The 25322-nt window shown below is 40.5% G+C and carries 28 protein-coding genes; 22 read left to right on the forward strand and 6 right to left on the reverse strand.

From position 1 onward, the window contains the following. Positions 1–81: 81 nt before the first annotated feature. On the forward strand, positions 82–555 hold the full coding sequence (locus KMW37_RS02485) for a response regulator (RefSeq protein WP_215223009.1): 474 nt from the start codon (positions 82–84) through the stop codon (positions 553–555). Here KMW37_RS02485 and KMW37_RS02490 read toward each other — a convergent pair. From KMW37_RS02490 to porX, 3 genes are read right to left on the reverse strand one after another with little or no spacing between them, the layout of a single operon-like run. Continuing rightward, positions 552–1769: an alanine dehydrogenase gene (locus tag KMW37_RS02490; protein ID WP_215223010.1), complete on the reverse strand. Its 1218-nt coding sequence runs from the start codon at positions 1767–1769 to the stop codon at positions 552–554. The two genes, KMW37_RS02485 and KMW37_RS02490, sit on opposite strands and share 4 nt — an antisense overlap. Beyond that, positions 1759–2193: a tRNA (adenosine(37)-N6)-threonylcarbamoyltransferase complex ATPase subunit type 1 TsaE gene (gene tsaE, locus KMW37_RS02495; RefSeq protein WP_215223011.1), complete on the reverse strand. Its 435-nt coding sequence runs from the start codon at positions 2191–2193 to the stop codon at positions 1759–1761. The genes KMW37_RS02490 and tsaE overlap by 11 nt, the downstream gene beginning before the upstream one ends. Before the next feature lie 7 nt (positions 2194–2200). Continuing rightward, positions 2201–3763, reverse strand: coding sequence for a T9SS response regulator signal transducer PorX (porX, locus tag KMW37_RS02500; RefSeq protein ID WP_215223012.1), 1563 nt, complete (start codon positions 3761–3763; stop codon positions 2201–2203). Positions 3764–3829: 66 nt separating this feature from the next. Between porX and KMW37_RS02505 the strand changes: the two genes are divergently transcribed. From KMW37_RS02505 to KMW37_RS02535, 7 genes are read left to right on the forward strand one after another with little or no spacing between them, the layout of a single operon-like run. Then, positions 3830–5059, forward strand: a complete 1230-nt coding sequence (locus tag KMW37_RS02505) for an HD domain-containing protein (protein WP_215223013.1) — start codon at positions 3830–3832, stop codon at positions 5057–5059. Positions 5060–5075: 16 nt separating this feature from the next. After that, positions 5076–6098, forward strand: a complete 1023-nt coding sequence (lpxD, locus tag KMW37_RS02510; protein ID WP_215223014.1) for a UDP-3-O-(3-hydroxymyristoyl)glucosamine N-acyltransferase — start codon at positions 5076–5078, stop codon at positions 6096–6098. Between the two features lie 42 nt (positions 6099–6140). After that, the gene (locus tag KMW37_RS02515) at positions 6141–7535 is read left to right on the forward strand and encodes a bifunctional UDP-3-O-[3-hydroxymyristoyl] N-acetylglucosamine deacetylase/3-hydroxyacyl-ACP dehydratase (RefSeq protein WP_215223015.1); all 1395 of its coding nucleotides are present in this window, start codon (positions 6141–6143) and stop codon (positions 7533–7535) included. Next, complete coding sequence (lpxA, locus tag KMW37_RS02520) at positions 7532–8311, forward strand: acyl-ACP--UDP-N-acetylglucosamine O-acyltransferase (RefSeq protein WP_215223016.1); 780 nt, start codon at positions 7532–7534, stop codon at positions 8309–8311. Before KMW37_RS02515 ends, lpxA begins: the two co-directional genes overlap by 4 nt. Positions 8312–8314: 3 nt before the next feature. Next, positions 8315–8950, forward strand: coding sequence for an ABC transporter ATP-binding protein (locus KMW37_RS02525; protein ID WP_215223017.1), 636 nt, complete (start codon positions 8315–8317; stop codon positions 8948–8950). A gap of 48 nt (positions 8951–8998) precedes the next feature. Further along, the gene (locus KMW37_RS02530; protein ID WP_215223018.1) at positions 8999–9472 is read left to right on the forward strand and encodes a hypothetical protein; all 474 of its coding nucleotides are present in this window, start codon (positions 8999–9001) and stop codon (positions 9470–9472) included. An 8-nt stretch (positions 9473–9480) separates the two neighbouring features. Then, on the forward strand, positions 9481–9918 hold the full coding sequence (locus KMW37_RS02535; RefSeq protein WP_215223019.1) for a nuclear transport factor 2 family protein: 438 nt from the start codon (positions 9481–9483) through the stop codon (positions 9916–9918). Between the two features lie 6 nt (positions 9919–9924). Here KMW37_RS02535 and KMW37_RS02540 read toward each other — a convergent pair whose 3' ends face one another. Continuing rightward, on the reverse strand, positions 9925–12315 hold the full coding sequence (locus tag KMW37_RS02540; RefSeq protein ID WP_215223020.1) for an endonuclease MutS2: 2391 nt from the start codon (positions 12313–12315) through the stop codon (positions 9925–9927). Positions 12316–12319: 4 nt separating this feature from the next. Beyond that, positions 12320–12655 carry a DUF4296 domain-containing protein gene (locus tag KMW37_RS02545; RefSeq protein WP_215223021.1) on the reverse strand — a complete coding sequence of 112 codons (336 nt, stop codon included), beginning with the start codon at positions 12653–12655 and terminating at the stop codon, positions 12320–12322. Positions 12656–12763: 108 nt separating this feature from the next. Between KMW37_RS02545 and KMW37_RS02550 the strand changes: the two genes are divergently transcribed. From KMW37_RS02550 to KMW37_RS02585, 9 genes are all read left to right on the forward strand, one after another. Then, positions 12764–13642 carry a DUF58 domain-containing protein gene (locus KMW37_RS02550; RefSeq protein WP_215223022.1) on the forward strand — a complete coding sequence of 293 codons (879 nt, stop codon included), beginning with the start codon at positions 12764–12766 and terminating at the stop codon, positions 13640–13642. Beyond that, positions 13635–14534 (forward strand): hypothetical protein, encoded by a 900-nt coding sequence (locus tag KMW37_RS02555; protein ID WP_215223023.1) that lies wholly within the window; start codon positions 13635–13637, stop codon positions 14532–14534. Before KMW37_RS02550 ends, KMW37_RS02555 begins: the two co-directional genes overlap by 8 nt. Continuing rightward, positions 14521–15567: a vWA domain-containing protein gene (locus KMW37_RS02560; RefSeq protein WP_215223024.1), complete on the forward strand. Its 1047-nt coding sequence runs from the start codon at positions 14521–14523 to the stop codon at positions 15565–15567. Before KMW37_RS02555 ends, KMW37_RS02560 begins: the two co-directional genes overlap by 14 nt. Before the next feature lie 234 nt (positions 15568–15801). After that, positions 15802–16476 (forward strand): YggS family pyridoxal phosphate-dependent enzyme, encoded by a 675-nt coding sequence (locus KMW37_RS02565; RefSeq protein WP_215223025.1) that lies wholly within the window; start codon positions 15802–15804, stop codon positions 16474–16476. Between the two features lies 1 nt (position 16477). Further along, on the forward strand, positions 16478–16864 hold the full coding sequence (locus KMW37_RS02570) for a DUF423 domain-containing protein (RefSeq protein ID WP_215223026.1): 387 nt from the start codon (positions 16478–16480) through the stop codon (positions 16862–16864). Between the two features lie 43 nt (positions 16865–16907). After that, positions 16908–18203 (forward strand): D-alanyl-D-alanine carboxypeptidase/D-alanyl-D-alanine-endopeptidase, encoded by a 1296-nt coding sequence (locus KMW37_RS02575; protein WP_215223027.1) that lies wholly within the window; start codon positions 16908–16910, stop codon positions 18201–18203. A 974-nt stretch (positions 18204–19177) separates the two neighbouring features. Next, positions 19178–20233, forward strand: coding sequence for a S66 peptidase family protein (locus tag KMW37_RS02580; protein WP_215223028.1), 1056 nt, complete (start codon positions 19178–19180; stop codon positions 20231–20233). A gap of 45 nt (positions 20234–20278) precedes the next feature. After that, positions 20279–20410, forward strand: a complete 132-nt coding sequence (locus KMW37_RS22505) for a hypothetical protein (RefSeq protein ID WP_262891699.1) — start codon at positions 20279–20281, stop codon at positions 20408–20410. A gap of 258 nt (positions 20411–20668) precedes the next feature. Then, a complete protein-coding gene (locus tag KMW37_RS02585; RefSeq protein ID WP_246581293.1) occupies positions 20669–21292 on the forward strand; it encodes an SGNH/GDSL hydrolase family protein in 624 nt (207 codons plus the stop codon). 501 nt (positions 21293–21793) lie between these two features. Here KMW37_RS02585 and KMW37_RS02590 read toward each other — a convergent pair. After that, a complete protein-coding gene (locus KMW37_RS02590) occupies positions 21794–22192 on the reverse strand; it encodes an acyl-CoA thioesterase (protein WP_215223030.1) in 399 nt (132 codons plus the stop codon). Between the two features lie 570 nt (positions 22193–22762). Between KMW37_RS02590 and KMW37_RS02595 the strand changes: the two genes are divergently transcribed. The 5 genes from KMW37_RS02595 to KMW37_RS02615 all read left to right on the forward strand — a co-directional run bounded on the left by KMW37_RS02595 (position 22763) and on the right by KMW37_RS02615 (position 25268). Continuing rightward, complete coding sequence (locus tag KMW37_RS02595; RefSeq protein WP_215223031.1) at positions 22763–23197, forward strand: DoxX family membrane protein; 435 nt, start codon at positions 22763–22765, stop codon at positions 23195–23197. Between the two features lie 6 nt (positions 23198–23203). Beyond that, on the forward strand, positions 23204–23566 hold the full coding sequence (locus KMW37_RS02600; protein WP_215223032.1) for a DUF2200 domain-containing protein: 363 nt from the start codon (positions 23204–23206) through the stop codon (positions 23564–23566). 96 nt (positions 23567–23662) lie between these two features. Further along, positions 23663–23914: a hypothetical protein gene (locus tag KMW37_RS02605; RefSeq protein WP_215223033.1), complete on the forward strand. Its 252-nt coding sequence runs from the start codon at positions 23663–23665 to the stop codon at positions 23912–23914. A 66-nt stretch (positions 23915–23980) separates the two neighbouring features. Then, positions 23981–24427 carry an SRPBCC family protein gene (locus tag KMW37_RS02610; RefSeq protein WP_215223034.1) on the forward strand — a complete coding sequence of 149 codons (447 nt, stop codon included), beginning with the start codon at positions 23981–23983 and terminating at the stop codon, positions 24425–24427. A gap of 403 nt (positions 24428–24830) precedes the next feature. After that, positions 24831–25268, forward strand: a complete 438-nt coding sequence (locus KMW37_RS02615; RefSeq protein ID WP_215223035.1) for a hypothetical protein — start codon at positions 24831–24833, stop codon at positions 25266–25268. The last annotated feature ends 54 nt before the right edge of the window (positions 25269–25322 follow it).

The raw sequence follows: 25322 nt of genomic DNA on the forward strand, positions 1-25322 counted from the left end.
ATAGTACGAGAAAGAGATTTTATTTATATTTAAACATCCGCATATCTCACCAAGGTAAGCATTGAATTCAAAGATTAGCACATGACTGAATCGACAAAAGAAAAAATACGAATTCTTTATGTAGATGATGAAGAGAACAATCTTCAAGCATTTAAAGCTACTTTTAGACGTGAGTACAAAGTTCACCTTGCAATTTCAGCTGAGGAAGGAAGAAATATTTTAAAAACCAAGGAAATCGACCTTATCATTACGGACCAAAGAATGCCGGAAGAAACAGGTGTTGAATTCTTGGAATCCATTATCCCAAATTACCCTGATCCTATAAGAATATTATTAACGGGTTATACCGATATTCAAGCGGTAATTGACGCCATCAATAAAGGACAGGTATACCATTACCTAACCAAGCCTTGGGAAGAAGATTATATGAAAACAGTAATCAAAAATGCTTTTGAAGTTTTCTCCCTCCGAAAGGAAAACAAAAAACTCACCGATGACCTGATCAAGGCCAACGAACAATTGGAATTCCTTTTACGTCAAAAATTGCTTTCTTAGTATCTCGCGGCCAATAACAGCTGAAGCTCCTTATGGTTCATCTGGAACTTCCTGCCTAGATGGGCATTGGTTAAGCTCCCCCTATAAGTGTACACCCCTTTCATAAACCATTTATAATTAAAGATCATTTCCTCAGCACCACCCAGATCTGCCATTTGTAAAAGAATGGGCGTAAAGATATTACTTAAGGAAACCGAAGCGGTTCTGGACACCCGGGAAGCTATATTCGGAACACAGTAATGAATGATATCATATAGATTATATACTGGTTTTTCATGGGTGGTCATTCGGGAAGTCTCGATACAGCCTCCCTGGTCAATACTAACATCTATCAGCACACTACCAGGCATCATAGCAGCTACCATCTCTTCAGAAACCACTACTTTGGACCTTCCTTTTTCAGCCCTTAAAGCGCCAATCACTACATCTGCTTCCTTCAGTGCTTCACCCAAGGTAAAATTATCTATAGTTGAAGTATATACTTGTTGCCCAAGAAGCTGTTTAATTCTTCTCAACTTGTATAAATGATTGTCAAAAATCTTAATACTGGCACCTAACCCAAGTCCAGTCCTTGCAGCATACTCTGCAACAGTACCTGCTCCAATGATAACCACCTGAGTCGGAGGGACCCCTGTGATTCCTCCTAAAATCAAGCCCTTTCCCCCTTGCTTTACACTGCTAAGATATTCTGCCGCGATAAGCATCACGGTACTTCCTGCGATCTCACTCATAGCCCGAACAACAGGCATACCACCTACCTTATCTTCCAAATTTTCAAAAGAAACAGCCGTGATCTTTTTCCTGTTGAGCGAATGAATATACTCTGCCTTTTGCTTGCCCAATTGCAATGCAGAAATCAGGCAACTGCCGGGATTCATATGAGATATCTCCTCCAAAGACGGTGGCTCGACCTTTAGGACCACTTCCGCTTCAAATGCTTCTTTTGAAGAATAAACCACCTTGGCCCCTGCATCAGCATATTCCTTATCGGAAAACTTGGAAGGACGGCCAGCTCCTGATTCCACCATCACCCGCTGGTTATTATTAACCAATAACGCCACTGCTTCAGGGGTAAGAACCATCCTTTTTTCCTGCACCTCATTTTCCTTCGGCAATCCTATCAAAATCGAATGATCAGAGCTTTTGACCCTGGCCAAGGCTTCTTTGGGATATATTCCTGCCTCTTTGCGTATCTCTGCCATTTTAGCTCCCATCGTGTATCTTTTTAATGCTCATCTCCCTTGTTTCCTCTCCAGTGACTTCAATAGAAATCAAATAAAATTCCTCAGGAAGATAATCCGGAATTTTTTCGGCCCACTCCAACCAACAATATCTACCACTATAGAAATACTCATCAACCCCGATCTCCAGCACCTCTTCCTGTTCCTCTACCCGATAGAAATCGAAATGATAAAAAACTTCGCCCTGCTCATTTTCATATTCATTGACTATGGAAAACGACGGACTGCTCACCAGATCACCTACGCCAAATGCCTCGGCAATGGCTTTTATCAAAGTGGTTTTGCCAGCCCCCATATTCCCCATAAACACCCATACGGGCACATTTTTACATTCTTCAATGATCTGTCTGGCTACTTCGGGCAGCTGACCTTTATCTTCACAAGTAATCTTTTTCAATGCTTTCTTAATACTGCTTAGGTGAAAGGTGCATGATCGGTACAATTACTTCCTCCAAAGAAACACCTCCATGTTGGAATGTATCTTTGTAGTAATTTACATAATAATTGTAATTGTTCGGATATGCAAAGAAATAATCTTCTACTGCAAAAACATAACTTGTGGAAACATTAAACCTCGGCAATTTGGCATCCTCAGGCTTACTGATTTCAAAGACCTTTCCTGATTCAAAGTTGAGGTTCTTCCCTTGCTTATACCTTAAGTTGGTGGTCACCTTTCTGTCTCCAATAATTTTATAAGGTCTGTTCACTCTTTTGGTACCATGGTCTGTCGTTACAATCACATCACAACCAGCCTCACTTACCCTTTTAAATAATTCAAACAAAGAACTGTGCAAAAACCAACTTTCAGTGATGGATCTATAGGCTGATTCGTCAGGAGCAAGTTCCCTGATCATTTTCATATCCGTTCTTGCGTGTGACATCATATCCACAAAATTATAAACCAGCACATTCAGGTCATTATTCATCAAATTGGAAAACTGATCCAAAACAGATTTCCCCTGACTGGCTTGTAAAATTTTGTGATAGCTGAATTTCGATTGGAGCCTATTTTTCTTCAAATTAACTTCCAAAAATTCCTTTTCATGGTTATTCTTGCCTTCATCAGTATCTTCGCCTTCCCACAAATCAGGGTGAAACCTGGCCATATCCAATGGCATCATTCCGCTAAATAGGGCATTTCTTGCATAAGCTGTGGTGGTAGGCAGAATACTATAATAAGTATCCTCTGACTTCACGTTGAAGTGGTCACTCAATAAAGGTTCAATGACCTCCCATTGGTCCAACCGCAAATTATCTATCACTACGAAAAACAATGGTTTTTGACCGTCCTGAAGGTGTGGAAAGACTTTTTCCTTCATTACTCGATGCGACAAGATGGGTTTATCAACGTCAGCATCATTTAGCCAATCCAAATAATTTTCTTTGATAAACCGAGCAAAATTGGCATTGGCTTCGGATTTCTGAGTATCCAAAACTTCCTGCATACTTTTATTCTCTGTCTTATCTATTTCTAGCTCCCAGTAAGTAAGTTTCTTGTAAATATCTGCCCATTCCTCATGATCTATAGCGTCATTATAGGCCATGCTGATCCGCGAAAAATCCTGTTGATAAGACATATTTGTCTTCTCACTAATCAACTGCTTGTTTTGAAGGATCTTTTTCACTGATAGCAATATCTGACTAGGATTAATGGGTTTAATCAGATAATCAGCTATCTTCCCTCCTATGGCATCGTCCATTATATGCTCCTCTTCACTTTTGGTGATCATCACCACTGGCGTCTGAGGCTTTAGTATTTTGACTTGCTGTAAGGTCTCCAAACCAGTCATCCCCGGCATCATTTCATCTAAAAATATCACATCATAATTGGAGTTTTCTACCATTTCAATGGCATCGTTTCCGCTATTAACAGTGGTGATTTCATATCCTTTTTGCTCCAAAAACATGATATGAGGCTTGAGTAGGTCAATCTCATCATCAGCCCAGAGAATTTTAAATTTTTGCATCTTTTCCGGTTTATTTCTTATAAATTTATAACTACTTTTGATTTCTATCAACTAATTCTTAGGCAATTGAAAAGCCATAAAATTCTCAACGATCCAGTTTACGGTTTTATCACCATTCCCAGCGAGTTGATTTTCACTATTATTGACCATCCTTATTTCCAAAGGTTACGAAGGATCAAACAGCTGGGCTTGACCGACTTTGTATACCCTGGCGCACTGCATACCAGATTCCACCATGCCTTGGGTGCAATGCACCTGATGAGCATCACCTTGGACAATCTGCGTAATAAGGGCCATGAAATTAGTGATCAAGAATATGAGGCTTCTTTAATTGCTATTCTATTACATGATATTGGGCATGGACCTTTTTCTCATGCCCTCGAATACACTTTATTAAAGGGTATTCCCCATGAGTCTTTGTCGCTCCTGCTCATGGAATCTCTTAACAAACAATTAAACGGCCAGCTCGACCTAGCGTTAAGAATATTTAAGAATAATTATGAAAGAAAATTCTTTCATCAATTAGTTTCCAGCCAACTTGACATTGACCGATTGGATTATTTACAGCGGGACTGTTTTTTTACGGGAGTTTCCGAAGGCACCATAGGAGCAGACAGGATAATCAAAATGATGAATATCAAGGATGACCAGATTGTAGTGGAAGAAAAGGGACTTTACAGTATAGAGAACTTTCTCAGTGCCAGAAGATTAATGTATTGGCAGGTTTATCTGCATAAAACCACAGTTAGTGCTGAAAAAATGCTGATTAACCTTATAAAAAGGGCAAAAGATCTTCAGCAATCCGGCACCAATCTACAGGGATCTGAAGCACTTAGCTATTTCCTTCAAAACAACTTTACCCTAAATGATTTCCAAAAGTCGACTGATATTCAGGAAATATTCGCAAGCATGGATGACTTTGATATTTGGGGTGCTGTAAAACTCTGGCAAAAGAACAAAGACTTGGTATTGAGCAATATTGCGGATATGTTTTTGACCAGAAACCTTTTCAAAATCAAATTAAGTAACCTTCCTTTAGAAAAAGATGAACTTTTAGACATGGAAAGGAAAATCATAGAAACCCTGGACATTACTGAAGAAGAACTACCCTATTTCTTTTCATATGGCTCTATATCGAACAATGCCTATGTAGCCAAAGAAAGCATCCTCATATTGACCAAAAAGGGAGAGGTAATAGATGTTGCCCAAGCAGCAGACCTTCCCAATATTAAAGCAATGAGCAAAATTGTCAAAAAGTATTATGCTTGTCGGGCTAAAGATTTAACTTTGCGCTAACATAATTTTAAAACTCATGGAATTTACCGTTAGTCAGATTGCAGAGCTTTTAAACGGAGAAATCGAAGGTGATGGCACCAAAAAAGTAAGCAGACTGGACAAAATCCAAGATGGAGCCGAAGGGGGGATAAGCTTTTTGTCCAATATGAAGTATGAACCGTATATTTACAGCACAAATTCCACAGCTGTAATCGTGGCCAAAGATTTTTCCCCTGCCAAGCCTATCAACACCACACTCATTAAAGTAAAGGATCCATATTCTGGGTTTACTCAGTTGCTAGAAGCCTACGCCCAGTTTACAAAACATTCTAAAATAGGGGTAGAACAGCCTTCCTTTATGGATAGCTCTAGCAAATTCGGAGAAGGAGGTTACAGGGCGGCTTTCAGCTATATCGGCAAAGATTGTAAAATTGGTAACAACGTCATCATCCATTCCCAAGCCTTTATTGGTGACAAGGTGACCATTGGAGACAATTGTATCATTCATGCAGGGGTGAAAATTTATAATGAAACCATTATCGGCAATAATTGTGAATTCCATCCTAATGTTGTCATAGGCGCTGACGGTTTTGGTTTTGCCCCACAAGAAGATAAAACCTACAAAAACATCCCTCAATTGGGCAATGTACTCATTGAAGACAATGTCAGTATAGGCTCAAACAGTACGGTTGACTGCGCTACCATGGGGTCTACTATTATCAAAAAAGGAGCAAAAATTGATAACCTTGTTCAAATAGCCCATAATGTAATCATCGGAGAAAACACCGTAATTGCAGCACAATCTGGAATTTCGGGATCCACAGAAATTGGAAAAAATTGCATCATCGCTGGCCAGGTAGGTATAATTGGCCACTTAAAAATTGCAGACAATACAACGATAGGAGCCAAAACAGGCATCACAAAATCCATCAACAAACCTGGCCAGACAATTTTTGGATACATCGGATACGAAATGAAGGAATTCTTGAAATCCTATTCTATTTTTAAAAATTTGCCAAGTCTACAGAATAAAATTAAAGATCTGGAAAAAAAACAATAAATTTGTGGGCGAATACAAAAGGATGCCCCAAAAACATCATTAATGAAAGTTAAACAGCATACCATAGGAAAACAGGTTACAGTTTCTGGAGTTGGACTACATACTGGAGTAGTAGCCAACATGACATTTGTACCTGCTCCTCCCAATCACGGATACAAGTTTCAAAGAATTGATCTTGAAGGTTCTCCCATCATTGATGCGGACGTAGATAATGTAGTAGACGTATCCAGAGGCACTACCATAGAGCAGAGTGGCGCTAGAGTATTTACTGTAGAGCACGTACTAGCCGCCTTGGTAGGACTTGAAATTGACAATGTTCTCATCCAATTGGACGGTCCTGAACCTCCTATCATGGATGGTAGCTCCATACAGTTCATCAGTATTCTGGAAGACGCTGGTTTGCAAGAGCAAAATGCTTTAAGGCGCTTCTTCGAAGTTCCAGAGAGTATTCATTATAGGGATTCTGCCCGTGAAGTGGAAATGGCAGCATTGCCATTGGATGATTACCGTGTTACTGTTATGGTGGATTATAATTCACCTGTATTGGGTAGCCAGCATGCATCCATTACTGATATTAGCCAATTTAAATCTGAAATAGCCTCTTGTAGAACTTTCTGCTTCCTTCATGAACTGGAAATGCTTTATAAGCAAAACTTGATTCAAGGAGGCGACCTGAACAATGCCATTGTGGTCGTAGACCGCATTGTCACTGACGAAGAGCTTGAAGGCCTTGCCAAAATGTTCAACAAGCCTAAAGTTGAAGTCCGACAAGAAGGAATACTTAATAATGTAGAGCTGCGTTACAAAAACGAACCTGCCAGACACAAACTACTTGACGTGGTGGGAGACCTTGCTTTGGTAGGAAGGCCATTAAAGGCCCAAATACTGGCAGCAAGACCAGGACACGCAGCCAATGTTGCTTTTGCCAAAAAGCTAAAAAGGGCAATGGAAAAAGCAGGACCGAGTCATATCCCTCATTATGACCCTAAACTCCCTCCTGTGATGGATATTAACCAAATTGGGAATATCCTTCCACATAGATATCCTTTTCAACTTTTGGATAAAATCATTTATCTTGATGACACGGTAGTCGCTGGTGTTAAGAATGTTACCATCAACGAACCGTTTTTTATGGGGCATTTCCCGAACAATCCTGTCATGCCAGGAGTATTACAAGTAGAAGCCATGGCACAGACTGGCGGCATTCTTGTGCTTAGCACAGTGGATGACCCAGAAAACTACTGGACTTATTTCTTAGGAATAGAAAGCTGCAAGTTCCGTAAAATGGTCTTACCAGGAGATACTTTGGTATTCAAGTGTGAACTATTGTCCCCAATTAGAAGAGGGATTGCAAAAATGAAAGGTGAAGCCTATGTGGGAAACACATTGGTCTGTGAAGCCGTAATGACTGCTAGTATTGTAAGAAAAGACGCATGATAAGTAAGCTATCACAAGTACATGAAAATTCCAAAGTCGGTGAAAATGTAAGCATTGATCCTTTTTCGGTTATTCATGAAAATGTAGAAATCGGAGATGGTACTTGGATCGGTTCCAATGTAACCATATACCCAGGAGCAAAAATTGGTAAAAACTGCAAAATATTCCCAGGAGCGGTCATTGCAGGGGTTCCACAAGACCTTAAATTCCAAGGTGAAGATTCTACCGTAGAAATTGGAAATAACACAACTATCAGAGAATGTGTTACAGTCAGCCGTGGAACTATTGACAAGCGTGTAACCAAAATTGGCAGCAACTGTCTTTTAATGGCCTATGTGCACATTGCCCACGATTGTAGTGTAGGAGACAATGTGATCATTGCCAATACGGTACAGGTAGCTGGTCACGTTTCCATCGATGACTGGGCTATTATCGGGGGCAGCAGTGCTATTCACCAATTCGTTAAAATCGGAATGCACTCCATGATTTCTGGTGGTTCATTGGTAAGAAAAGACGTACCTCCTTTCACCAAGGCGGCAAGAGAACCATTGAGTTATGCAGGGGTAAATTCACTTGGTCTGAGAAGAAGAGGATTCTCCAATGAGTCCATTAGCCACATACAGGAAGTATACAGGTACCTATTCCTCAATAGCCTCAATAACAGCAGAGCATTGGAGGAAATAGAAATCAACCTTCCTGCTACCAAAGAAAGAGATGAGATTGTAAACTTTATCAGATCCTCTGAAAGAGGAGTGATGAAAGGATATATCAACTAAATAATGCTAGAGGTCAGGCTAAAGAATGCTGCAAAGCGATTCCAATACGATTGGATATTTAGAAACCTGGATCTACATGTAAGTTCCAATACTAAAATTGCCATAACTGGCAGCAATGGTTCCGGTAAATCCACTTTATTGAAGTGCCTTGCCGGAACCACACCTTTTACAGAGGGCAGTGCAGAATACCACTTCCAGAGCTCCCCTATTCAAGAATCTGAACTGTATCAGAAACTTGCCATAACTGCTCCCTATATGGAGCTGCCTGAAGAATTCACACTTTTCGAATTACTCCAATTTCATTTCGAATTCAAAGTGGCCCTAGAAGGAATGGACATCAATGACATGATGGAAACCATGTACCTTACTGAGGCAAAAAACAAACAAATCACCTACTTCTCATCCGGCATGAAACAACGCCTTAAACTAGGCCTTTGTTTCTTTTCTAAGGTCCCAATGCTGATTTTGGACGAACCTACATCTAACCTGGACAAAAGAGGTGTAGAATGGTATTTGAGCCTAGTAGAACAATTCGGAAAGAACAGAACTATTTTTATAGGTTCAAATGAACCAAAGGAATATTCCTTTTGCAATCAAACCTTACATATTGAAGATTACAAGCTTCAGAAGTCCCTTTGATTTCAATTGAATATCCTTATATTTACCTGAAAATTCATTTGATAAACTATGAAAAAACTATTCGCATCTTACTTGTTAATTTTTTCTTTGATCACTCTTTTTTCTTGCGGTAGTAAAGACGATCCAACACCATCCAAAACTCCTGAACAAATAGCCACTGAAAAGCTGACTGGTGAAGGCAGCCAAACATGGATTGTAACGGGTGGAGCTGTCACCCATAATGGAACAGATGAAACTCCCGACTGGACAGATTTTGAAATTACTTTTTCCTCAAATGGAAGTACAAAAGCCTATACCACCAGCAATGCAAACAATCTTTATGATGGAAGTGGAAACTGGTCATTTTCTGGAAATAATTTCGATAAAATCACCCTTACCGGCTCCCAACCAGCAGCAGGAGAAGAAATTTCCTTCTCAGGAGCAGGGAGCAATTTAGTTTTGGAATTCACTGTACCTACCCCAACCAATGGACGGGTAAAAGCACTAGCAGGATCTTATAAGTTTGAATTGAAGGCTAAATAATCCTGATCATGAAAAGCATAGCTCTAATTTTCTCTTTCCTATGGGCTATTTGTCATTTTAGTCAGGCACAATCAGAAAATTCTATCGAACTGGTCAATGCTGTTCAAAAGCTCACTGAGACCATGATCAACCCGGACAAAGCAACACTTAAAAAACTGACGGACAAGAAACTCTCCTATGGCCACTCCAGTGGAAAAATCGAAAACCAAGCTAAATTTATAGAAAGCTTATTAAGTGGTGCTTCGGATTTTGTGAGTATTGACCTACAAAATCAAAATTATGAAGTGGTTGATAATATCGGTATCGCAAGACATATCTTGGTCGCTGAAACCAATGATAGCGGAGTCCCAGGCAAGGTAAAAATCGGTGTCATGATGGTATGGAGATATGATAATGGCCAGTGGAAGCTATTGGTAAGACAAGCCTACAAACTTCCACCGGCCTGACCTATTTTATCTTAAAGTCACCAAGGTAACCCCAGCACCACCGCGATCAGCGTGCTCATCTTCAAACTGCCCTACAGCTGGCATTGATCGGAGTAAATTGCGTGTAATTTCCCTTAATATACCATCACCTTTTCCGTGCACAATCCTCAGGTCTTTGACACCTAACATATGGCCTTCATCCACAAAATTCTGAACTATTGCCAAAATTTCCTCACCACGTTTCCCTCTTAGATCTAGGTTAGGAGAAAAATCCCGCATTTTGGAAGTGGTATCATAACTCATTCTGGAGGCAATGGCTTTCTTCTCCTTTTTAAGGGTGGTATTGGAAATTTTTTCCAGCCTGTTCAGCTTCACATTGGACTTTAAATCACCAATGCTGATTTCCACGTCCTTATTCCTTATTGAGATCACCTCAGCAATAGCACCATTGTCCTTTAGACGGACATGGTCACCTGCTTTGATTTCACCGGAAATGACCTTTATTTCCTGAGGAAGTTTAGGTTTGATGGTTTTATCTGGCTTGATAGCAGTTTTTAAGCTTTCCAGTTCCTTTCTCGCCTTTTGAGTGGCGACTTTCTCTGCCTTATTTTCTTTAATGGATCGGATGGTCTCCTCGATCTTACTGTTCGCCCCATCCAGAATGGCTTTGGCTTCCAACTTGGCCAGCTGAATCAATTGCTTTTGGTTACCCTCGATAGTCTCCTTAAGCTCATTATATTCTTTCAGCCTTTTGGTGAGCAACCTCTCCTTTCTCTGGACCTCGTCCAAGACCTTTTCGTACTTGGATTTCTCAGATTCCAGCTTGTTCAGCAACCTATCATACCTCACGCGCTCCTCGCCAATATGCTCTTTGGCATAGCCTATAATGTCCTTTGAAATCCCAATTTTGGTGGCTATTTCCAGGGCAAAGGAACTACCTGGCTTACCTATTTCAAGCTGATAAAGAGGCTCCAGTTTGTCCACATCAAAGCGCATGGCTCCATTGGTCATACCTTGATTTTTGGCGGCTATCTGCTTCAGGTTTCCATAGTGAGTGGTCACGACGCCATAAGCCCCTGATTTATTCAAGGCCAGCAAAATGGATTCAGCAATGGCCCCGCCAAACTGTGGCTCAGTTCCTGTACCAAATTCATCAATGAAGAAGATGGATTTCTTATCGGCAAACTGGGTAAAGTACTTCATGCTCATCAAATGGGAGCTATAGGTACTTAGATCATTTTCTATATTTTGCTCATCTCCAATATCAATAAAGAAATTATGGAACACTGTACATTTTGAATGCGGATCCATGGGCACCAACAGCCCACATTGCAGCATATACTGTACCAAGGCCACTGTCTTAAGACTTACAGACTTCCCGCCTGCATTGGGCCCTGAAATCACCAAAAGGCGGCTATTATGGTCCAAGTGAATGTTCAGGGGAACAATCTTTCTATCTTGCTGCTTGAGCGCCTGTTCCAAAACCGGGTGACGGGCATTGTACCATTCTATAACTTTTTCCTTTTGAAGGCTGGGCTTACTGGCATTCATTTTCAAGGCAAGCTTGGCCTTGGCTCGGATAAAATCTACCATGCCCAAAAAGCGGAAAGCACTCTTCAACTCAGGAATATGAGGCCTTAAAGTGTTGGTAAGCTCAGTGAGGATTTTCTGTACCTCCCTGCGTTCCATATATTCAAGCTCTTTCAACTCATTGTTGATATCCAAAACCTCCGCAGGCTCCAAGAATACCGTCTGTCCAGTGGCAGACTCATCATGCACAAAGCCCTTGATTTTCCTTTTGTTTTCCGCCAGAACAGGCATTACCATTCTACCACCTCGGATCGTAATGGAGGCATCATCAGGCGTCAGCCCCTTCGCTTTTGCTTCTCGAAAAATCCTGTCCAAAACCTTTCTGAGTCTATTTTCCTCATATAGGATTTGCGCCCTGATCAAACTCAGTTCACGGGTAGCATTATTCTTGATTTTACCCTTATCATCCAATACCCTTTCGATTGAGCGCAAAAGTGTATTATCAAGGTTGACCAAACCCAAGAGCTGGAAAAGCTGAGGGTATTCTTCCTGAAACTTGGTAAAGAAGTCTACACAACCCTTGAGTGTAAGTAAGGAAAGGCGGATTTCATGAAAATCCTCCTCATACAAAAAAGTCCCTTCAATCTTGGCTTTATCCAAGTAAGGGTAAATGTTCAAAAAGTTTGACGAGGGAAACATTTCACCTGACAACAAAATCTGGCGAAACTCTTCAGTTTGATCCAATAGCTTGTTCAGCAAATTAATGTCTTTTGAGAAAGACACTTTCTGAACAATATCAGTACCCAGCTTGCTGGTACACTCCTCCTTGATCCACTCTTTTATTTTATCAAAATTAATCTTAGACTCAAGATTATCCGGATATAGCATACTATTATTTTCCTTCTTTTTCTTTCACATTAAGTGAATCAATCACCCGACCATAAAGTTCCTCCATCTTTTCTGTATCTCTCAGATAATATTCCAAACTCTCCATATATACCGAGTCCTGCACTTGGTGATTCTCAAAAACACGGCTTTCGAATAAAGGATACAGTTTTTTGGAAGAATCGTATGAAATAGGCAGAGAACTAGCCATACCCTCGGCCAGATGGATATCCACCATGATTTCTACCATTTTATCTTCGGACAACAAATAATCAGGCTGCCCCTCTTCAGAACAAGACAGCAGTCCACAAAGGGCGAGAATGAAGAATATTGATTTTTTCACAATGCAAAATTAGCCATTTCCGTTGAAATTTAGATAATATGTTATCCATTACTCGTTTTATTATTCGATCTAGTCCATTAAATTTAGGCCCTCGGAAAGAAATAGCCCATGAAGCAACTGCTGAAAAAACTTAGAAAATACGAAATCATGATCAGGAAGGTGGCCAACAACCACCTACAGGGTGATTATCAGTCCATTTTCAAAGGTGCGGGCCTTGAATTCGATGACTTGAGGCCTTACCAATACGGAGACGATGTACGTACCATCGAATGGAAGGTATCTGCAAAGGGCCATGGTACCTTCGTCAAGACCTTCAAAGAGGATAAAGACCAGTCAGTATATTTTCTTTTGGACATCAGTGGATCCCAAGATATCGGGGACGAAAGGAGAAAGAAAATTGATTTGGGAAAGGAAATCGCCGGAGTGCTCACACTAGCAGCCATCCATGAAGGCAGCCAAGTAGCACTGGTATCTTTTTCAGACCAAAAGGAAAAAGTCATTCTCCCGGGGAAAGGCCCAAAGCAAGGAGTGAAAGTGATTAGAGGAATTTTCAAGCACGAAAATAAATCTATCAAAACCGACCTTAATGAAATGTTCACCTTTTGTCTGAATTTGATCAAAAAGCGGAGCATAATCATTGTAATTTCGGATTTTATAGATGTGAATTACGAAAGGTCCTTTAAAGCCCTCGGAGAAAAGCATGATGTGGTAGCCATACAGGTTACCGACCCAAGGGAATCGGCACTACCTTCTTTGGGAATCATCCCGGTTTTTGACAAGGAGGAAGGCAAAACCACCTGGGTAAACACTGCTTTTGGCAGTTTTTCCAAAAAGATTTCTGATACATTCACCACAGAAAGAAGCTCATTAAAAGAATTATGCAAGAAAAACCAGATAAACTATCTCCCCATTGATACCCGGGAAGACATCGTGCTTCCACTGATTGAATTGTTTAGGTACAGGAATAAAACCATGAAGCGTGGGTAATATCAAAGGATTCTTCATTAGCATATTATTATTAGTCTTCTCTACTAACCTTCAGGCACAAAAGCTGAAATTGGAAGGCTATTTTCTTCAAGACTCCGCCAAATTGGGCGAAAGGGTTGGCTATGTACTAAAAGCCGAATATCCTTCGGAAATGGATATCGTATTTCCTGACTCCACTTATGACTATCAGGATTTTGCCTTTTTGGAGAAACAAACATTTACATCATACACAGCTGACAGTGTCACGCTGGACAGTGCTGTATATTTTCTTTCCAACTTCTCTTTGGATCCGTTAAAGTCTTATTCACTTCCTGTATTTGAAATATTAAAATATGACAGTTTGCAGCATTCCCCTGCTGAAGATAATTTAACGCTCGAACTGACCATAAAGCCCTTACCGGAGAAACTCGCTTTCAAAGACAATGATAAATACCAGGCCATTCCGAAGGAGTTTAATTATCCTTACCTGTTAATTTTCTTGGGTATCCTCGTCATCACAGCCGTGGCTTCCATCCTGTTATTTGGCAATAAAGTCCAAAAGCAGTGGGCCATCAGAAAGCTGAAAAAGAAACACAAGAAATTCCTGGCAAAATGGACTAAGGCTGTACAAGACCTACAGTCCAAGCCAAGCTTACAAGTCGCAGATGAAACACTTTGGCTTTGGAAAGATTATATGGAGGAATTGACTGGCAAGCCCTATCGGGAGTGGACGTCCACGGAAATTGGGGAGTTTATGGAAATGCCTGAGCTTGTCAATGACTTTAGGAAAATCGAAATCATCATTTATGCCAACAGGGCTTCTGAAGGCCTTTTGGTTACTTGTGACAAATTAAAATCAGTGTGCGAAGATATGTATCACCAAAAAATCAAAGAAATCCATGAGAGCAAATGATATAGCAGAATGGTTTTCGTTGAGCTGGTTTTTCCCTGAAACCTTCCGTTCCTATGAGTGGGAAAACCCTTGGGCCATGCATCTACTTTGGATAGTGCCTTTAATATTGTTGATCAGGAAATTCACCAAGATCCTCAAAAACCCAGCCCTGGAATTGTCCCTACCCGAAAGCGTGGCCAGCAGCAATCCATGGACTTATTTGAGATTGGTCCCTACTCTTTTCTTCTCCTTGGCCATGCTGATGATCATCATTGCCCTGGCAAGGCCCCAGCGGTCCAATGAAAAGGTGGAGCAAAGCACGGAAGGTATCGATATCATGTTAGTGCTGGATATTTCAGAATCCATGGACCTACAGGATTTCAAGCCCAACAGATTGGAAGCTGCCAAATCCACCGCAATAGACTTTATCAACGGTCGCTTTGGGGACCGAATAGGCATGGTAATCTTTGCCGGTGAGGCTTATTCCCTCGCTCCATTGACCACAGATTATGAATTACTGACTGACTTGATAGAAGATATATCTTTTGATATGATGGATGTAAAAGGCACAGCAATAGGTAGTGCTGTAGCTACTGCAACCAACAGGATGCGAGAATCCAATTCCAAGTCAAAAGTAATGGTACTGCTCAGTGATGGGGACAATAATGCAGGTAATGTAGACCCTACCTTCGCTGCGGAATTGGCAGAGGCCATGGACATTAAGATTTATACCATTGCAGTAGGTAAAGATGGGATGGTACCCTATGGCACTGACTTTTTTGGCAGACCTCAAATGGTGGAAACCTATTTGAATGAAACCACCTTGAGGGATTTGGCGAGAATTGGAAAAGGACAGTTTTTCCGGGCCTCAGATGACAATGCCCTGGAGAATATATTTGAGCAGATCAACCAAATGGAGAAAGCAGAGATTCTAGAATCAAGGTACAAGGAAACCCAGGATTTCTACAGACCTTATTTGTTTTTTGCCATTATCTTCTTCTTTATCTGGCTCACCTTGAAAAGCACCTTTGTCAATAACTTCCTATTGGATTAAGATTATATAAGGGCAGCAATTTCGAATTGCTGCCCTTTTTTATTTGCCTGTGTCGTCCTGAAATAAGTTGACAACAAATTGACTTATTATGAAAAAGGAAATGCTAGAAACCCTAAAGCGTAAAAAGCTTCTACGTTCAAAACAACAGCGTGAAAGTAAAACCAAACAGTAGTCCCATATAAATTTGCCCAAAGGAATTCCCCCACTTATCTTTGAATAAGAAAAAACCAAGGAATGAGCATAAAAGAAAACCTATCCGATTTAAAAAACCAATTCAAAAAAACTGATTGCCTTTTGGTAGCTGTGAGTAAGACCAAGCCTGTTTCTGATATCCAAGAAGCTTATGATGCAGGCATTAGGGACTTTGGCGAAAATAAGGTACAAGAACTGGTGGACAAACATCCTCTGTTGCCCGACGATATCCAATGGCATATGATTGGACACCTTCAAAGAAATAAGGTCAAATATATTGCCCCTTTTATCCACCTGATCCATGGAGTGGATACTTTTAAATTGCTCAAAGAAATCAATAAGCAGGCTAAAAAAGCGGAAAGGATTATTCCTTGTTTATTACAAATCCACATCGCCAAAGAAGAGACCAAATTTGGCTTCAGTGAAGAAGAGATTTTGGAATTATTACAAGAGGGGGCTTTCGATGAACTGGAAAACGTAAGGATTATAGGCCTGATGGGTATGGCTACCAATACCGATGATGAAAACCAAGTCAGAAAGGAATTTGCCTGGTTAAGAGGATTTTTGGATCAACTTAACACTAAAAAGCTACCCAACAATTTTGCCTTAAAAGAACTTTCCATGGGAATGAGTGGTGATTTCCTGATAGCCCAAGAAGAAGGCAGTACCATGGTCAGGGTGGGCAGCGCCATTTTTGGAAGGAGAAATTATCGATAATATGAACTATAGCAATACAATCAAACTTGCTGCTGCATTGGGTGCCTTAACTGTGGCCATAGGAGCTTTCGGAGCCCATGGTCTGGAACCGATTTTGGAAAAATATGGCAGGGTGGAAACCTATGAAACGGCCGTAAAATATCAGTTCTACCATACCTTGGCTATCTTTTTGGTGGGCATTCTTCAAGTTCAATTCCCCCACAGTAAGTCGCTAAAAAACGCTATCTATTCCTTTTTGGCAGGTATCCTTATTTTCTCAGGATCACTTTATATCCTTTCCACCACTGGTACCAATTGGCTAGGCGCCATCACCCCATTGGGAGGATTGGCCTTTATTATTGGCTGGATTTTTGTTTTTCTGGGGCTTAAGCCAAAACCAAAAAATTAAGCAATAGCTTTTTTAATGGTTCTTATATCCTAATTCAGATTTTATGCTAAAAAAACATCTCATTCTATTTTTCAGTCTTCTACTTGGCTCACAGTTTATTTTTGCCCAGCATGCCAAAAAGGACATCAAGGGATTGGAGCAAAAGCTTGGCGAAAACTCCTTCTTTGCCAAGCACCAAACTGGATTCATGCTTTATGATTTGGATGAGCAAGAAGTGGTTTTTGAAAAGAACAGTCACCTAAGTTTCATACCTGCCTCCACCACCAAACTCTTCACCTTTTATGCTGCCCTAATGACCTTGGGAGATAGCACCAAAAGGCTCCGCTACCAGACCAGGGGCAATGATATCATCATCTGGGGCACAGGAGATCCTTCTTGGGAATACCCCCATTTGCCCGATGTGCAGATGAAAGCATTCTTTGCCCCTTATGACAAAGTTTATTTTTCGGACCAAAACTGGGAGGATACTGCTTTTGGCTATGGCTGGCAATGGGATGATTATTATTATTCCTACTCCGCAGAAAGGTCTTCTTTACCTATTTATGGAAACCTGATTACCGTTAAGAACAAAAATCGTCAGCCACAGATCAAACCTCAGTTTTTTGCCAACAATATCAATATCACCCAAAAGGAAATCAAAGATGTGGAGAGGGATTTTCACAGCAATAACTTCTACTATAATCCCAACACCTATTCAAAGTTGGAATCCAAGGTTCCCTTTATGACTTCCACCGAAACTTTTGCCTTGCTTGCGGGCCAAAACCTGGACAAAAAGATCATCCCCAGCAAAGAGCCTCTTCCTGAGGAACACTATATTTTGAAAGGGATTCCCTTGGACAGCATCTACAGGGAGATGCTTTGGGAAAGCGATAATTTCCTAGCCGAGCAACTCTTGCTGATGGTTTCCGACGAACTCCTGCATGAACTCAACAGCACCGCTGCCATTGACAGTATCAAGCACAGTTTCCTTTTTGACCTACCTGATGAACCACAATGGGTGGATGGTTCCGGACTTTCCAGGCATAATTTGTTCTCGCCTAGGACCATGGTATCCTTGGTCCAAAAGATCTATCAAATCGTCCCGGACAGCACCTTGTTTCGTTTATTACCGCAAGGAGGAAAAACAGGCACCTTAAAAAATTACTATCAAGCGCCAAGCCCCTATATCTTTGCCAAAACTGGTACCATGAGCAATAACCATAGCTTGGCCGGATATATCAGAACCAGGGACAATAAGCTGTATGCCTTCGCCTTTATGAACAATAATTATCCATATAAGGCCAAGGAAGTCATCAGAGAGATGGAGAAGGTGATGTTGTATATCCGTGATAATTTTTAACCACAAAACAGCTAATCATCACCTGTCAATTAATTAGATAATAATATGACCATGAATAGATTAAAACCATAATTACTCTTTCTATCCAAAGAACAAACACAAACCTTAATGACCCTTAATTCCTTAATGGTTAAAAAAACGAAACCATGAAGATATGAAGGTATTAAGATCATTAAGTACTCTGACCCAAAATCAACCAACCCCTTAATGCACCTTAATGGTTATAAAATCCAGCAATCATAAAGAGATTAAGATCATTAAACTCCCTTCCCCCCTTAATGACCCTTAATTCCTTAATGGTTAAAAAAACAAAAACCATGAAGATATGAAGGTATTAAGATCATGAAGCACTCTGACCCAAAATCACCCACCCCTAATGCACCTTAATGGTTATAAAACCCAGCTATCATAAAGAGATTAGGGTCATTAAACTCCCTCCTCCCCTTAATGCCCCTTAACTCCTTAATGGTTAAAAAATCAAAACCATGAAGATATGAAGGTATTAAGATCATTAAGTACTCTAACCCAAAATCAACCAACCCCTAATGCACCTTAATGCCACAATGGTTATAAAACCCAGCTATCATAAAGAGATTAAGGTCATTAAACTCCCTTCCCCCCTTAATGACCCTTAATTCCTTAATGGTTAAAAAATCAAAACCATGAAGATATGAAGGTATTAAGATCATTAAGTACTCTAACCCAAAATCAACCAACCCCTAATGCACCTTAATGCCACAATGGTTATAAAACCCAGCTATCATAAAGAGATTAAGGTCATTAAACTCCCTTCCCCCCTTAATGACCCTTAATTCCTTAATGGTTATTAATGGTTAATTTTTACTTTTTGATTTAAGCATAGCAATAATAAGTAAACATGTAGGGATAAATGGACATTAATTGTTACGCTTCATTTTCTTAACTCCTTAATGATTGTATATTTAACGTTTTGGATCCTTTCAAAAACCACCTAGATGAATAAAAGAACATTTATCAAAGCCTTGGGATTGGGCGCAGGCCTCTCCCCCATGATGGCTTTCAAAAACGATATAATAGCCGCATCAACTGAAGAGGATAAAAAAACCTTGCTTCCAGAACCCTTAAAAAAAGGTGATTTGGTGGGCTTGGTGAGTCCTTCCTCAGCCAGCAATGATGAGATCTTATTCCAGTTTGCCCAAGAGACCTTGGAAGCCTTGGGCTTCAGAGTGCTCAGGGGAGAACACCTAAGCAGCCGCAGAGGACATTTGGCCGGAACCGATGAGGAAAGAGCAGGCGATATAAACGCCATGTTCAAGAACAAGGATGTCAAGGGCATCATTTGTATCCGTGGTGGTTCGGGAGCAGCCCGCATCTTAGCCCTTTTGGATTATAAGATGATCAGAAAAAATCCAAAACCTATCCTGGGCTACAGTGATATCACCGCCCTTCACAATGCCATTTATGCACAAACTGGGCTGATCACCTTCCACGGCCCCAATGCCACTGGCAGCTGGAACAGCTTCAATGTGAAGCAATTTGAGCAAATGTTCTTTGAGCAAAAACTGGTGAAATTTGAAAATGAACAGGAAAAAGGAGATGACCTGATCGTCAAAAAGAACAGGATACAGACCATTCATCCAGGCAAAGCTGAAGGGATCATTGTAGGTGGTAACCTTACCGTGCTAACGGCCTTGGCTGGTTCTCCTTACCTTCCCGATTTCAAAAACAAAATCCTCTTTTTGGAGGATGTGGGGGAAGACCCTTACCGTATTGACAGGATGATGAGCACCCTGATGCTGATGGGCGCTTTGGATGAAATCAAGGGATTTATCTTCGGCCAATGCTCGGATTGCGATCCTTCTGGGGGCTTTGGCTCGCTGACCATCTGGCAGATCTTACAGGACTATATCCAACCACTCGAGATTCCTGCCTATCGAGGGGCAATGATCGGTCATGTGAGCAAGCAGTTTATTGTTCCCATTGGGGCAAAGGTCAGCATGGATGCCGATGCAGGCACCTTCGAACTAAAGGAAAAAGTCTTTGCATCCTAGAACCATTTAAATCCCTCTATTCATTAATATTTAAATTAATCCGCCTTGCAGGTATTGGACGTAAAGAAATTAAAGAAGTGGGTAGGCAAAGAGGCAGGCATGTTTGACGAATTACTGAACAAAATGGTGATTGGCGGCAATGCAGGAGGAGTTTGCCTGCATGAGTGCGGGCTTTAATTTTAGTCCAATAGATGCATAGCGGCGGGGTTTTTTGGTTACTTTTTTGACCTGCAGCAAAAAAGTAATAACGTATGAAATGATTTTAATATTAATAATGTGCTAACACCAACAAATTCAATATTCGCCAGTACACCTAATAGAATTCGTTTTCTTTGGTCCTTCCTATTGGCATCACTTCTATTTTCCTGTACCACAAACCAACATCCCCAGCCCAATAAAATGACTAATACCTCCACGAACAGCCCTATAGAAAACATGAAAAAAGATGGACTCAGCTACCTTGCCTTGGGAGATTCCTATACTATTGGTGAGGGCGTCAAGCCTAATGAAAATTACCCCCATCAACTGGTCTCCATTTTGGAGGAATATGAATATGGCTTTGCCAGCCCAAAGATCATTGCCACCACCGGCTGGACCACCGATGAACTCCAAAACGGCATCAGTGCTACCAATATCGAAGGAAACACCTATGATTTGGTCACCTTGCTGATCGGGGTAAACAACCAATACAGGGGCCGCACAGTGGATAATTTCAAGGAGGAATTTTCAGCACTTTTAGATCAGGCAATTGAATTCGCTGGAGGAAGCCAAACAAAGGTCATTGTCATCTCCATTCCTGACTGGGGAGTCACTTCATTTGCCAGCCAGCAAAATGTCGACCAACAAAAAGTAGCCGAGGAAATCACCGCCTATAATGCTGCCAAGCAGCAAATCAGTAATTCCAGGGGAGTGCATTATCTGGACATCACCCAAGAGTACCGACAGATCGGTTCCTACCCCGAAAACCAAGCCGAAGACGGCCTCCACCCCAGCGGGAGGATATACAGTTCCTGGGCAAAAAGACTGGCCAACCTGATTAGGGAGGAAATCAGATTTTAGGTTATAGGCATCAATTTACCCCAATTGGGGTATTTTTTTGTTTAAGAGGAAATCCGTTGGAAGCCTAACTTTGACTACAGGAGACCAATATGACCTAAAGGTAGGGACTTGGGGGTAAAGGAGGCTGCATAGACCTACAGGACGCTAACTCTTCTTACAGGACGAAATAAAATTTTGTGATTTCTCAGATTACATTTATAAATAACCAAATAATAATACAGAGACACTTTAGTTTTAGAATCCCTAAACGCATCGGTTTTGGGGAAGTTGCTAAGGGTTTTAAGAAAATGAGTTAGCTCAAGTTGTGGAGGGACGAGCGTAAAGAAAACAGTCAGTGACTGTTTTTAGGGAGTAGCCAGCTTGCAGGGCAGGCACTCTCGTACGAGATAGCCCTCAAGCTAAAGAGCCAGTCAATATCGAGACCTAGATCCACTTATTGTTGAACCAGAGCTAGTGTTCCAAAATCAAATTGAATAAAAACGGTCCTGATCAAAACAGTGATCAACTAGATTTACCTTCCAACCTATCCTTTACATATTCGATCTGATGCTTTCCATGGGCCTTGGGTTGGCCATCCGCACCCAGGTTAACCATGATGATTTCATCTATGGTAATGATGGTTTCTCTGGTCATCTTGTTTCTCACCTCACACTTCAGGGTAAGGGAGCTTTTCCCAAATTTCACCGGTTCTATCCCTATTTCCACGATATCATTTACTCGGGCCGAGGCCATAAAATTGATGGAGGAAATGTATTTGGTGACGACATGCTTGTTTTCCAACTGGATAATCGCATATAGTGCGGCCTCTTCGTCTATCCAAGCCAATAGTCGTCCTCCGAACAAGGAGTCATTGGCATTGAGGTCTTCCGGCTTGATCCATTTTCTGGTGTGAAATCTCATATTGTTTGCTTTTATGCTTCAACATCAATTATCAACTAATAATTTCATCAATCGCTAATATGTATATTCACTAAGACACCAGTCCCTTTGAATAATAAGATATTCCGACAAAAAGCACATAGATCTATCAAAATTGATTAATTAAATCTGTGGAGATCCGTGGAATCCGTGAGAAATAAGATTATTGGTGTAAAAAAAAATAATCACAATCATTAATATTCATTGAATATACCATCCATTAAGACTTTCCACGTGTACCCTTTATTCCTTTCTGATTTCAAAAAACAATCAAGACCTCCCCTATGGATGCTCCCAGTCCTAGTATACCCCTAGTATAGGATACGTTTACTTTTGGCTAAATTCTCAGAATCCATGGTATTTTACCAAGAAGGTATTATCGAATTTAAATACCCCATATGATAGCCCCTCAAAGTCTGAAAATAAAGAGGTTGGAAAAGATGCTTCCAATCCATTTCTGCTTGTGCACTTCGATCCCAATGAATATCTTAGTTGAGATTTTCAACCCTACGATTTCCTTGGCTATAAACCTAGATAAGATCAACTAAAAAAATGAACAATAAAGCCATCAAACTCTTTTTGAGATTCGCCATCGCCTTAAGTTTTCTATCTGCCGTAGCTGACAGATTTGGCATCTGGCCTGAAGAAATTTCTGTCTGGGCTAACTGGAAAAATTTCTTGTCATATACCAAACTGATCAACCCATGGTTTCCAGACGCAATAATCCCGGCAATAGCTATATTAGCTACCATGGCCGAAATTATTCTAGGGCTTTGCCTGATCATTGGATTCAAAACTAAACTGGTGGCAAAAATGAGTGGATTTCTACTCTTGATATTTGCCCTATCCATGACTTTTTCGACCGGAATAAAAGGAGCATTTGATTATTCTGTTTTTAGTGCATCTGCTGGAGCTTTTGCTTTAAGCCTTATGAAAGAGAAATATTTGGAATTGGACAATTTGATCAACAGACCTAAAGCGAAATAATACACCATGAAGGAAACAGCGGAACATAATGAAAGAATGGCAAAAATGACCTTTGCCTCTGTATATCCACATTATATTGCCAAGATAGAGAGGAAAGGAAGAACCAAAGAAGAGCTTCTCCAGGTGATAGAGTGGTTAACGGGATTTGATGAGAACAGATTAGGTGAATTTATCGATCAAAAAGCCACTTTTGAGACCTTTTTTAAGGCAGCGGATTTAAATCCCAATGCCCATTTGATCAAAGGACTCATCTGCGGTTACCGAATTGAGGAAATTGAAAATCCCTTAACCCAACAAGTCCGGTATTTGGACAAGCTAGTTGATGAATTGGCAAAGGGCCGCAACATGGAAAAGATTTTGAGACAATAGGTAAAGCCATTACAAAAAATGGAATCCATAAATAACTTTTTCTAACAAGAATTCCTTACTCTTAAAACTTCAATTTTTCTAACTCCCTCAGACAAAATGAAAAAGATCAATCTAATATTAATTTTTATGCTGTTATTTTCCCTTGAATGCTTCAGCCAACAAACAGGAATCCAAACAATAAAAAGCACCGCCATAAGTGGTGGAATTGGGTTTGGAAGTGTTTTGGCCATTGTAGTTTCATGGGAAAGAAATAAATCTGTTTTACTGGCTTTAATACATGGGATCTTCAGTTGGTTCTATGTTATTTACTTTGTGCTTACAAGAAAGCCTGATGAGAGACATGGTTAATAACTGAAAATTAAGCGATTGTGGAGGTGAAAATTAATTTTTAAATTAGGAAACAAAAGCCTCAACATGACCAATAACACTGTTAAACTGCACCGGGTTTTTGCCGCACCGGTAGAAAAAGTATTCAAGGCATTTACAGATCCCGACGCCATGGCTTCCTGGCTGCCTCCCTATGGATTTGTATGTAAAGTGCATAGTATGGACTTTAAGGTTGGTGGTACCTATAAAATGTCCTTTACCAACTTCAGCACAGGAAATGGGCATTCTTTTGGTGGGGAATATTTGGAGATAAGACCTAATGAACTTTTAAAATATACCGACCAATTTGATGATCCAAAGCTTCCGGGACAAATGATTACCACCATTGAATTCAAAAAAGTTTCCTGCGGCACAGAACTTTTCGCAACCCAGGAAGGAATCCCTGATCTAATCCCTACAGAAATGTGCTATTTAGGCTGGCAAGAATCCCTGGATAAATTAAAACGTCTGGTGGAGCCTAATATTCCGGACTAGTAATCTAGGAACATTAATTTGCTATAGACTTTGGATATAACTTGCAACTTTAAACAACCTTTAACCAGCTTTTTTAAAGCATAGCTATTCTTTAAATGTATAAGCTATTATATCAATACCTTTAAATCATTAAATAGTCTCTCATGGATTTCACAGATTTCCACGGAAGATCTTTATTTCCTTGCAAACCTGTCTTCTGCCAAGTAGATCCGAGGAATCCGTGAGAAATATACGCACAAGAATAAAGGAGTATAATCAGAATCATTTGCTTTAAAATTGATTAGCTTTAAACAGTTTACCAGCTAATACCACTTTGGAAAAGGCATTAAGTTATGCCATAGAGGAATCAACTTTTCATCTTTCGAATCTAATTATTCTTTTACCACCTGAGCACAAAAAAACCATGAAACCATCCAATATCAAGACCCCGGGAGTGTATTTAAACGAGATCAATGCTTTTCCTAATGCTGTTGTCCCGGTTGCAACTGCTGTCCCTGCCTTTATAGGATATACCCCACAGGCTGAGTACGAGGGGAAGTCCTATTTAAATATACCTACCAAAATCACCTCTTTTGCAGAGTTCCTGGCCATCTTTTGCTTTCCCAATCCAGCCCCTCCTGCTGACCCGGCCAAACAATACCAACCTCAGTATTATCTGGAGGAAGAAAAAACCGAACCCAAAAAAGGAAACTATATACTTATTGAGAACAAATACTACTCCATTGTCCCTGACCCCAGCACCATATACTATCTTTATAATAGCATCAGACTGTTCTATCAAAATGGCGGTGGAGACGCTTATATTGTATCAGTAGGGACTTATGGATCAGCATCTGGATAGCCCATCAAAGCCGAAGAACAAATCATCAATCCCCATGTTCAACTAAGTGACCTG

This window comes from Echinicola shivajiensis, from assembly GCF_018642165.1.
GTDB classification, from domain to species: domain Bacteria; phylum Bacteroidota; class Bacteroidia; order Cytophagales; family Cyclobacteriaceae; genus Echinicola; species Echinicola shivajiensis.

Excerpts from the sequence above, each read along its gene's own strand:
- KMW37_RS02485 (WP_215223009.1), top strand. The coding sequence starts at position 82 with ATGACTGAATCGACAAAAGAAAAAATACGAATTCTTTATGTAGATGAT.
- KMW37_RS02490 (WP_215223010.1), bottom strand. The coding sequence starts at position 1,769 with ATGGGAGCTAAAATGGCAGAGATACGCAAAGAGGCAGGAATATATCCC.
- porX (WP_215223012.1), bottom strand. The coding sequence starts at position 3,763 with ATGCAAAAATTTAAAATTCTCTGGGCTGATGATGAGATTGACCTACTC.
- lpxD (WP_215223014.1), top strand. The coding sequence starts at position 5,076 with ATGGAATTTACCGTTAGTCAGATTGCAGAGCTTTTAAACGGAGAAATC.
- KMW37_RS02515 (WP_215223015.1), top strand. The coding sequence starts at position 6,141 with ATGAAAGTTAAACAGCATACCATAGGAAAACAGGTTACAGTTTCTGGA.
- lpxA (WP_215223016.1), top strand. The coding sequence starts at position 7,532 with ATGATAAGTAAGCTATCACAAGTACATGAAAATTCCAAAGTCGGTGAA.
- KMW37_RS02525 (WP_215223017.1), top strand. The coding sequence starts at position 8,315 with ATGCTAGAGGTCAGGCTAAAGAATGCTGCAAAGCGATTCCAATACGAT.
- KMW37_RS02530 (WP_215223018.1), top strand. The coding sequence starts at position 8,999 with ATGAAAAAACTATTCGCATCTTACTTGTTAATTTTTTCTTTGATCACT.
- KMW37_RS02535 (WP_215223019.1), top strand. The coding sequence starts at position 9,481 with ATGAAAAGCATAGCTCTAATTTTCTCTTTCCTATGGGCTATTTGTCAT.
- KMW37_RS02540 (WP_215223020.1), bottom strand. The coding sequence starts at position 12,315 with ATGCTATATCCGGATAATCTTGAGTCTAAGATTAATTTTGATAAAATA.
- KMW37_RS02550 (WP_215223022.1), top strand. The coding sequence starts at position 12,764 with ATGAAGCAACTGCTGAAAAAACTTAGAAAATACGAAATCATGATCAGG.
- KMW37_RS02560 (WP_215223024.1), top strand. The coding sequence starts at position 14,521 with ATGAGAGCAAATGATATAGCAGAATGGTTTTCGTTGAGCTGGTTTTTC.
- KMW37_RS02565 (WP_215223025.1), top strand. The coding sequence starts at position 15,802 with ATGAGCATAAAAGAAAACCTATCCGATTTAAAAAACCAATTCAAAAAA.
- KMW37_RS02570 (WP_215223026.1), top strand. The coding sequence starts at position 16,478 with ATGAACTATAGCAATACAATCAAACTTGCTGCTGCATTGGGTGCCTTA.
- KMW37_RS02575 (WP_215223027.1), top strand. The coding sequence starts at position 16,908 with ATGCTAAAAAAACATCTCATTCTATTTTTCAGTCTTCTACTTGGCTCA.
- KMW37_RS02580 (WP_215223028.1), top strand. The coding sequence starts at position 19,178 with ATGAATAAAAGAACATTTATCAAAGCCTTGGGATTGGGCGCAGGCCTC.
- KMW37_RS02585 (WP_246581293.1), top strand. The coding sequence starts at position 20,669 with ATGAAAAAAGATGGACTCAGCTACCTTGCCTTGGGAGATTCCTATACT.
- KMW37_RS02590 (WP_215223030.1), bottom strand. The coding sequence starts at position 22,192 with ATGAGATTTCACACCAGAAAATGGATCAAGCCGGAAGACCTCAATGCC.
- KMW37_RS02595 (WP_215223031.1), top strand. The coding sequence starts at position 22,763 with ATGAACAATAAAGCCATCAAACTCTTTTTGAGATTCGCCATCGCCTTA.
- KMW37_RS02600 (WP_215223032.1), top strand. The coding sequence starts at position 23,204 with ATGAAGGAAACAGCGGAACATAATGAAAGAATGGCAAAAATGACCTTT.
- KMW37_RS02605 (WP_215223033.1), top strand. The coding sequence starts at position 23,663 with ATGAAAAAGATCAATCTAATATTAATTTTTATGCTGTTATTTTCCCTT.
- KMW37_RS02610 (WP_215223034.1), top strand. The coding sequence starts at position 23,981 with ATGACCAATAACACTGTTAAACTGCACCGGGTTTTTGCCGCACCGGTA.
- KMW37_RS02615 (WP_215223035.1), top strand. The coding sequence starts at position 24,831 with ATGAAACCATCCAATATCAAGACCCCGGGAGTGTATTTAAACGAGATC.